Here is a 9,439-nt window from a genome sequence, read left to right on the forward strand (position 1 = left end):
GTGTTCGGACTGCTTCGCTTTACGTCCGAACACCCACCCCTCCGGCCCCACACCCTCCCGTACGTGAGGGGACCCCACCCCTGTGGGGGGAGTTGTAAAAGACCAGCACCCACCCCCGCCGAAGGCGAAAAACAGGCACGGCGGCGCCACCCGACAACGTGGGAAGCGGGGCTACGAGCCCAAAAGGGCTACGAGCCCAAAATGGTGGAGAGGAACTCCCCTGTCCACGCGAGCAGCTCGCGCCCAACCACCGGCTTGCCGCCGATCTTTCCCGTCGTGGGCCGCGGAACGAGAATTTGTTGCGCGGCCGGCTTGAGGACCGTACGGGGGTGGAGCCGCTTGAGCCGCAGTTCCTGGGACTCGCGCAACTCCACGGGGCCGAAGCGGATGTTGGAGCCCTGGAGCGTGATGTCGGCGACGCCGCACGCGCGGGCCAGCATCCGGAGGCCGGCGACCAGCAGCAGGTTCTCGACGGGCTCGGGCAGCTTGCCGTAGCGGTCGGTGAGTTCCTCGCGGACGGCCGCGATGTCCTCCTCCGAGGAGGCGGAGGCGATGGCGCGGTACGCCTGGAGGCGCAGCCGCTCGCCGGGCGCGTAGTCGTGCGGAACGTGCGCGTCCACCGGGAGTTCGATCTTGACCTCCAGGGGCGGCTCCTCCTCGACGCCGCCTTCGAGGGAGGCCCGGTAGTCGGCGACCGCCTCGCCGACCATACGGACGTAGAGGTCGAAGCCGACGCCGGCGATATGGCCGGACTGCTCGCCGCCGAGGAGGTTGCCCGCGCCGCGGATCTCCAGGTCCTTCATGGCGACGTACATGCCGGCGCCCATCTCGGTGTGCTGGGCGATGGTCGCCAGCCGCTCGTGGGCGGTCTCGGTGAGCGGCTTCTCGGGCGGGTAGAGGAAGTAGGCGTAGCCGCGCTCGCGGCCGCGGCCGACCCGGCCGCGCAGCTGGTGGAGCTGGGAGAGGCCGAAGTTGTCGCCGCGCTCGACGATCAGGGTGTTGGCGTTGGAGATGTCGATGCCCGATTCGACGATCGTCGTCGAGACCAGGACGTCGAACTTCTTCTCCCAGAAGTCGACGACCACCTGCTCCAGTTGGGACTCGCCCATCTGGCCGTGGGCGGTCTGGATACGCGCCTCGGGGACGATCTCGCGGAGCCGGGCGGCGGCCTTGTCGATGGACTCGACCCGGTTGTGGATGTAGAAGACCTGGCCCTCGCGCAGCAGTTCACGGCGGATGGCCGCGCCGATCTGCTTCTGCTCGTAGGGGCCGACGAAGGTCAGGACGGGGTGGCGCTCCTCGGGGGGCGTGGTGATCGTCGACATCTCGCGGATGCCGGTGACCGCCATCTCCAGGGTGCGGGGGATGGGGGTGGCGGACATGGTGAGGACGTCGACGTTGGCGCGGAGCTTCTTCAGCTGTTCCTTGTGCTCGACGCCGAAGCGCTGTTCCTCGTCGACGATGACCAGGCCCAGGTCCTTGAACTTGGTCTCGGAGGAGAACAGCCGGTGGGTGCCGATGACGAGGTCGACGGAACCCTCCCGCAGCCCTTCGAGGACGGCCTTGGCCTCGGTGTCGGTCTGGAAGCGGGACAGCGCCCGGACGTTGACCGGGAACTGGCCGTAGCGCTCGGTGAAGGTGCCGAGGTGCTGCTGCACGAGGAGGGTGGTCGGGACGAGGACGGCGACCTGCTTGCCGTCCTGGACGGCCTTGAAGGCGGCGCGGACCGCGATCTCGGTCTTGCCGTAGCCGACGTCGCCGCAGATCAGCCGGTCCATCGGGACCGACTTCTCCATGTCCTCCTTGACCTCGGCGATGGTGGTGAGCTGGTCGGGCGTCTCCGCGTACGGGAAGGCGTCCTCCAGCTCGCGCTGCCAGGGGGTGTCCGGGCCGAAGGTGTGGCCGGGCGCCGCCATCCGTGCGGAGTACAGCTTGATCAGGTCGGCGGCGATCTCCTTGACGGCCTTCTTGGCGCGCGCCTTGGTCTTGGTCCAGTCGGCGCCGCCCAGGCGGTGCAGGGTGGGGGCCTCGCCGCCGACGTACTTGGTGACCTGCTCCAGCTGGTCGGTGGGGATGTAGAGGCGGTCGCCGGGCTGGCCGCGCTTGGCGGGGGCGTACTCGACGAGGAGGTACTCACGGGTGGCGCCCTGGACCGTGCGCTGCACCATCTCGATGTAGCGGCCCACCCCGTGCTGCTCGTGGACGATGAAGTCGCCGGCTTCCAGGGTGAGCGGGTCGATGGTCTTGCGGCGGCGGGCCGGCATCCGGGCGCCGTCCTTGCCGGCCGCCTTCTGGCCGGAGAGGTCGGTCTCGGTGAGGACGGCGAGCCGGAGCTCCGGGTCGATGAAGCCGTTGTCGAGGGAGCCGCAGGAGACATGGACGACGGACGGGGCGATGTCGGCCGGCTCGGGGTCCAGGCGGGCGGGGATGCCCTCGCCGCCGAGGACCTCGACCGTGCGGGCCGCCGGGCCGTGCGCCTCGGTGAGGAAGACCGTGCGCCAGCCGTCCGCGAGCCACTGCTTGGTGTCGGCCAGCGCCCGCTGGGTGTCGCCGCGGTAGGTGTCGGGGGCGTGCATGCCCAGCTTGAGGGTGTCGCCGTCGGCCGCCAGGTCCTCGTCGGCCGCGAACGGGCTGACCGACCACCACATCATCCCCAGCTCGCGCGCCCGGTCCCGGACGTCCGCGATGCCCCACAGGGAGGCCGCGCCGACATCGATCGGGGCCGCTCCGCCGTCCGCCGGCTGCCCGCCGCCCGCGCCGTTCATCGCGGCCGCCGCCCAGGACGCCTGGAGGAACTCCTGGCTCGTGGCCACCAGATCGGCGGCCCGGGTGCGCACCCGCTCCGGGTCGCACACCACGGCCATCGAGCCCTTGGGCAGCACGTCCAGCAGCAGCTCCATGTCGTCCACCAGGACCGGAGCCAGCGACTCCATGCCCTCGACGGCGATCCCCTCGGCGATCTTGCCGAGCAGCTCGCCCAGCTCGGGGTGCTGCTCGGCGAGCGCCGCGGCCCGCTCCCGCACCTCGTCGGTCAGCAGCAGCTCCCGGCACGGCGGCGCCCACAGCCCGTGCTCGGCGACCTCCAGGGACCGCTGGTCGGCGACCTTGAAGTAGCGGATCTCCTCGACGTCGTCGCCCCAGAACTCGACCCGGAGCGGGTGCTCCTCGGTCGGCGGGAAGACGTCCAGGATGCCGCCGCGGACCGCGAACTCGCCGCGCTTCTCGACCAGCTCGACGCGGGCGTAGGCGGCCGCCGCCAGACCGTCGACGATCTCTTCGAGGTCGGCCGTCTGCCCCGTGCGCAGACTGACGGGCTCCAGGTCGCCCAGGCCCTTGACCTGCGGCTGGAGCACCGAGCGGATGGGGGCGACGACGACGGAGACGGGGCCGGCCGTGGGGTCGTCGTCGCGGGGGTGGGCGAGCCGGCGCAGCACCGCGAGGCGCCGGCCGACGGTGTCCGAGCGCGGGGAGAGCCGCTCGTGCGGCAGCGTCTCCCAGGACGGGAACTCCACGACGGAGTTGTCCTCGCCGGCCGGCATCAGGCTGCGCAGTGCGGCGGCCAGGTCCTCGGCCTCCCGGCCGGTGGCGGTCACCGCGAGCACCGGGCGGCCGGCCTGCCGGGCGAGCGCGGCGATCGCGAAGGGGCGGGCGGCCGGCGGCCCCACCAGATCCACCCGGGGGCGGTGCCCGTCGGTCGCGGCCTGCACCGCTTCGGCGAGCGCCGGGTCCTTGACGACGACGTCGAGCAGACCAGTCAGGCTCATGAGAAGGTTCCGTCCCAGCGAGGCGAACAACGCAGCAGCCCGACACGTCTCACGGGCCGGGGTTGCCAAGCGTACGCCCGCCCACCGACAGCCCGGGCCGGAAGTCCGGGACGGCACCCCCGCGCCCCCGTGCCGCCCGGATTCCCGGTACCGCGCCCACCGCTCCCATGGAAGGGTGCACCTTACAAGGACTCCAGGAGGGGGCACGGTGAGCGGAAGCACGCGACGTACCGGAGACAGTGGCACGCTGCGGGCGCCGGCCGCGCCGCCCACGGGCCCGCCGCCCCGCCCCGTCGTCGCCGCCCTGATGCTCGGCATGGCCCTCGCCGCGCTCGACTCGACGGTCCTCGCCACCGCCGTCCCGCAGATCGTCGGCGACCTCGGCGGCTTCGCGGTCTTCTCCTGGCTGTTCTCCGGCTATCTGCTGGCCGTCACCGTCACCCTGCCGGTCTACGGCAAGCTCTCCGACACCTTCGGCCGCAAGACCGTCCTGATCACCGGCATCGTGCTCTTCCTCGTCGGCTCGCTGGCCTGCGCCGGAGCCTGGAACATGGCCTCGCTGATCGCCTTCCGGGTGGTGCAGGGCCTGGGCGGCGGCGCCCTCCAGGGCACCGTCCAGACCATCGCCGCCGACCTCTACCCGATGAAGGAACGCCCCAGGATCCAGGCCCGGCTCTCCAGCGTCTGGGCCACCTCGGCGGTCGCCGGGCCCGCCCTGGGCGGACTGCTCGCCGCCTACGCGGACTGGCGCTGGATCTTCCTGGTCAATGTGCCGGTGGGCGCGCTCGCCCTCTGGCTGGTCGGGCGGCACTTCACCGAGGCGCAGCGGAGCCGGCCGGGCCCCGGCGCCCGCCCGCGGGTGGACTGGCCCGGCGCGCTGGCGATCTTCGCCTGCGGGGGGCTGCTGCTGACCGCCCTGGTGCAGGGCGGGGTGGCCTGGGCCTGGCTGTCCACGCCGTCACTGCTGCTGTTCGCCGGCAGCGCGGGGTGCGCGGCGCTCACCGTCCTGATCGAGCGCCGGGCCGCGGAGCCGATCATTCCCGGCTGGGTCTGGCGCCGCCGCACCATCTCCGCCGTGAACCTCGCGCTGGGCGCCCTGGGCCTGCTGATGGTCGCCCCGACGGTGTTCCTGCCCACTTACGCCCAGTCGGTGCTGGGCCTGAGCCCCACCGCGGCCGGTTTCGTGCTGTCGGTGATGGTCCTGAGCTGGCCGGTCTCGGCCGCCCTCAGCAGCCATGTCTACAACCGGCTCGGCATCCGCCGCTGCGCGATGCTCGGCATCGGCGTGGCCGGCCTGGTCCTGCTCGCCTTCCCGCTGCTGCCCTACCCCGGCGCCGCCTGGCAGCCCGCGCTGATCATGCTGGCGCTCGGCGCGGCCCTCGGCCTCTTCCAGCTCCCGCTGATCATCGGCGTCCAGTCCTCCGTCGGCTACCGGGAGCGCGGCACCGCCACCGCCTCCATACTCTTCTGCCGCCAGGTCGGCCAGTCGCTCGGTGCCGCGCTCTTCGGCGCCCTCGCCAACACCACCCTCAACGACCGCCTCGCGCACGCCCCTTCGGGCATCCGCGCCGGCCTGCCCGACGACCTCGACGCGGTCTCCCGCGCGCTGGAACACCAGGGCGACCTCACCGCGCAGGCCACCGACTACCTCCGCCGGGCCGTCGACACCACGGTCGACCACGTCTACCTCGGCGCCGCCGCGGCCGCCGGACTCGCGCTGCTCGCCCTGCTGCTGGCACCGCGGCACTTCCCGGTGCACACGGACACCGGCGGCACGGGCGAGGGCGAGGCCAGAGGAGCGGGTGAGGGCACGGGCACAGGCGCGGGTGAGGGCGCGGGCGGCCAGGGCGGGGTCTGAGCGGAAGACCGGCGTCCGGTCGCGGTGGCGTGGCCGTCCGTCAGGCGCCCGCGCCGCCGCCCGCGCGGGGCAGCTGTGTCTCCAGGGTGTCCTCCGCGTCGGGGCCGGCGGCCTCCGGGGCGTCGGCTTCCCGCCCGCCGCCCGGCGTCCCGTCGTCCTCGTCCGGTGCCGGTGCCTTCCCGGTGAGCGCGGCCAGGCTGTTGCGTACATGGGTCATATGGGTGCGGACCTCGTCGCGCTCCGCGTCGTGCTCCCGCAGGATCCGCGCCGTGGTGCGCTCGATGCGCTCCACCTCGGCCTCGGCCTGGGCCAGCAGACCGGCGCCGCGGTCCTCGGCGTCCTCCTGGCGGTGCCGGGCGGCCTCCTCGGCCTCGGCGTAGCGCCGCTCGCTGTCGGCGCGGGCCGCCTTCCCGCGGGCGTCCAGCTCCGCGACCAGCCGGTCGGTCTCCGCCTCCCGCTCCGCGATCTCCCGCCCGGCCGCGTCCCACTCGTCGGTCTGCCGCTTCTCCTGGTCACGCAGCAGCTGCGCGGTCCGCCGGTGCACCTCCGCCAGCTCCGCGGCCGCCTCCTTCCGCAGCTTCCCGGCCTCCTCGGTCGCCACGGTCACCAGCTCGGCGGCCTCCCCCCGCGCCGCCTCCCCGATGCGCCGGGCCCGGGTCTCCGCCTCGCCGCGCCGGGCCTGTGCCGCCTGGCCGGCCGCCTCCCGGACCTCGTCCGCATACCCCGCGGCCGCGTCCCGGATCTCCTCGTCCGCCTGCTGTGCCCCGGCCCGCAGCCGCACCGCCTCGGACTCCGCGGTCGTCAGGATCAGCCGGGCCTCGCTGCCGAGCGACTCGTACGTCTGGGGCGGCAGCTGCGCCACCCGCTCTTGCAGTTCGGCGAGTTCGGCCGCCATCTCGTTGGACAGGACCGTGAGCCGCGCGGCGCGCTCCCAGCAGGAGTCGCGGTCGACCGAGAGCCCTTCGACGCGGCGGTCCACGTCCTCCGGCCGGTAGCCACGCCCTCGTACGGTCTCGAACCCGTGAGGCGAAACCGATGCACTCATCCTCAAGCCCCTCTCCGCCGCGCGGCCGTCGTGCGATCCGCGGCCTTCCGCGCTCTTTCGCATGGTTGTGTGCAGGACTGTGCCGTTATGCGCACTTCCCTGGGGATCGGTGCGAGATCGCACCCTCGCGGCACTTCACCCCATCCACCCCACCAGGATGCGTTATTTGGTGCCAGAAGTCGGAATCCGCTCGTCGTGGCGGAGCGCCCCGAACAACTCCCGCGCACCGCTCTCGTTCCACGACAGCACCGACCCGACACCACTGACCATCACCCCGGGCCGGTTCACCGGAACCGTCGTCGCCGTACCGCCGCCCCCGGCGATCTGCTTCATCGACCAGCCCATATCCAGGACCCGCGCCATGTCCGCGCCGTCGTCCACGACCAGCGCCGCCAGCGAGGTGTCCAGTACGCGCTTGAGCCGGTCCGGGTCGAGGAGCACCGACGGGGCGGCCATCTCCTCCGCCACCGCACCGAGCAACTGCCGCTGACGCTTCACCCGTCCGAGGTCACCCTCCGGGTCGGCATACCGGGCCCGTACGAACGCCAGCGCCTCGGCACCGTTCATCCGCCGGCAGCCGGCCGGGAAGTCCGCGCCCGACTTCTCGTCCTTCAGCGGGGCGTCCAGGCACAGCCGCACCCCGTCCAGCGCGTCCACGACCTGCACGAACCCCAGGAAGTTCACCTCGGCATAGCGGTCGATCCGCAGTCCGGTCGCCTGCTCCACCGTTCGGGTGAGCAGCCGCGGGCCGCCGTCCGCATACGCCTCGTTGATCTTCCGGCTGCCGTGGCCGGGTATCGGGACGTAGCTGTCGCGCGGCAGGCTGACCAGCGTGGGGCCGTGCTCACCGGAGTGCAGCACCATGATCGTGTCGGTGTTCTGCACCTCGTTGTTGCCGACGTGCAGCTGCTCGCGCTGCTCCGGGGTCAGCGCGGTACGGCTGTCCGTACCGACCAGCAGCCAGTTCGTGCCCTTGCCCGCGGCCGGACGCCCGGCGTAGTCGCCCAGCGCATCGACGTGCTGGAGCTGCCGCCCCGCCGAGACGTACAGCCAGGCCCCGCCCGCGACCACCAGGGCGACCAGCACCAGCAGCGTCACCAGGGTCCAGGTGAGCCACGCCCGCCGGCGGCGGCGCGGCCCCGGCCTGCGCGGCGGCCGGCCCGCCGGCCCGCGGTGCCACCACCGCGGGCGCCCTGCCCGGTACAGCGTCGTGGACGACGCCTGCGACAGCGGGGGTATCGGACGGCCCATATACGCATGGTCGGGGCGCCCGGCCCATCCCGCAGGTCGAGCGCCCCGACCCGGCCCGGCGGCAGCATCCGCCGCCGGACCGGTGACGCGGTGTTACAGCAGCCCGTCCCACATCTGCTCCAGCAGGACCGACCACCAGGTCTCCGGCGACCCCAGCGCGGGCGGGTCCAGCGCGACCAGCTGCGCCTGGAAGTCGACGGTCCAACGGCCCGCCTGCTCGGGCGTCAGCCCGTACCGCAGCCGCCACATCCGCCCCAGCATCGCCAGACAGCGGGTGAACTCCGGCAGCCCCGAGTTCACGAACTGCGGCGTCGCCGGCTGACCGCCAGGACCGGCCTCCATGGGCACCGCCACGATGTGCGCGGTCCCGTACTGCACACACAGCTGACGGCCGAAGTCATTGCCCATCACCAGATACGAACCGGCATCCGCGGCCGGCTGCACCATCCGCTCCGCCGCCAGCTCCGCCAGCGTCGGCACCGGGCGGTGCGGCTGCGCCTGCGCCCAGAAGAACGGCCCGAAGTCGACCGGCAGCCCGGCCCACACCAGCATCTGCGCCACCACATCGGGCACCCCCTGGCGGGAGACCGCCCGCTGGTCGAAGCGGAACAGGGCCTGCGGGCCGAACGCCTGCTCCAGCTCCTGCCCGATCACCTGCGGGGGCACCGGCGGCACCGGCGGTACCTGCGACGGGTGCGGCAACGGCACCCGCACCGGCGCCGGCCGCGCCGGGCCGTCCGCGACCTGGTGCAACTCGCCCTGATGCTCGACCAGATGCCGTACGCCCTGCTGGCGCGAGGCATGGTCACGGCCGTACGCGGCGGTGTGGCTGATCCGCACCTGCGGCCAGTTGTCCCGGATCATCCGGGCGCAGTAGCCACCCGGCAGATCACAGCACTCCAGCTCGGTGTGCAGCTCCAGCACCTGCTGCGGCGGCACGTTCATCCCGCGCAGCTCGTGCAGCAGCTGCCACTCCGGATGCGGTGTACCGGGCGCGGAACGGCGCACGATCTTCTGCTCGGACCCGTCCGGCGCGCGATAGCTCAGCACGGCCATATAGCCCGGACCGACCGTCGGCTGACCGCTCGGCGCCTGCGGATAGCCGTACGCACCGCCGCCGGGGCCCGGCGCACCGGGCGGCCCCTGCGGAGGACCGGGCGGCGCCGCGGGCGGGGGCGTGGGACCGGCCGACGACGGCACACCCGGGCCGCCGGGACCGCCGTCGGGCAGCGCCGCGCCGCCGGCCAGCATCGTGGCCGCCGCATGCACACCGCCGGTACCGCCCGCGGCGGGCGGCGGGGGCGGCGGACCGCCCTGGCCGCCGGAGCTCCGGCCGTCCGCGGGCACCCCGGGCTTACCGGGCGGGCCGGGCGGCTTGGGTGCGCCCGGCACACCGGGCGGCGCGGGCGGCGGCGGCACCCCGGGGCCGGCACCGGCACCTACCGCACCCACGAGGCCATCCAGAACTGCCTCGCCGTCCGCGAGCATCGACGCGGCGGCATGCACCCCGCCGCACCCGGG

The 9,439-nt window shown here is 73.5% G+C and carries 5 protein-coding genes; 1 reads left to right on the plus strand and 4 read right to left on the minus strand.

Translation table 11 applies throughout. The features are described from left to right. Nucleotides 1–188 precede the first annotated feature (188 nt). Nucleotides 189–3,764, minus strand: coding sequence for a transcription-repair coupling factor (gene mfd / locus ACFWJW_RS37370; protein WP_387249805.1), 3,576 nt, complete (start codon nucleotides 3,762–3,764; stop codon nucleotides 189–191). A gap of 208 nt (nucleotides 3,765–3,972) precedes the next feature. Here mfd and ACFWJW_RS37375 point away from each other — a divergent pair, with 208 nt between their 5' ends. Continuing rightward, a complete protein-coding gene (locus ACFWJW_RS37375) occupies nucleotides 3,973–5,622 on the plus strand; it encodes an MFS transporter (protein ID WP_387249807.1) in 1,650 nt (549 codons plus the stop codon). Nucleotides 5,623–5,662: 40 nt separating this feature from the next. On the opposite strand, the gene ACFWJW_RS37380 is transcribed toward ACFWJW_RS37375, so the two are convergent. The 3 genes from ACFWJW_RS37380 to ACFWJW_RS37390 all read right to left on the minus strand — a co-directional run. Continuing rightward, nucleotides 5,663–6,667, minus strand: coding sequence for a cellulose-binding protein (locus ACFWJW_RS37380; protein WP_387249809.1), 1,005 nt, complete (start codon nucleotides 6,665–6,667; stop codon nucleotides 5,663–5,665). A 162-nt stretch (nucleotides 6,668–6,829) separates the two neighbouring features. Beyond that, entirely contained in the window at nucleotides 6,830–7,765 is a 936-nt protein-coding gene (locus ACFWJW_RS37385) for an LCP family protein (protein WP_387249814.1), read from the minus strand. A 246-nt stretch (nucleotides 7,766–8,011) separates the two neighbouring features. Next, a partial coding sequence (locus tag ACFWJW_RS37390) for an SUKH-4 family immunity protein (protein ID WP_387249811.1) occupies nucleotides 8,012–9,439 on the minus strand: 1,428 nt, incomplete at its 5' end.

The sequence above is a fragment of the Streptomyces sp. NPDC127097 genome, from assembly GCF_042724075.1.
GTDB lineage: Bacteria > Actinomycetota > Actinomycetes > Streptomycetales > Streptomycetaceae > Streptomyces.

Excerpts from the sequence above, each read along its gene's own strand:
- mfd (WP_387249805.1), bottom strand. The coding sequence starts at position 3,764 with ATGAGCCTGACTGGTCTGCTCGACGTCGTCGTCAAGGACCCGGCGCTC.
- ACFWJW_RS37380 (WP_387249809.1), bottom strand. The coding sequence starts at position 6,667 with ATGAGTGCATCGGTTTCGCCTCACGGGTTCGAGACCGTACGAGGGCGT.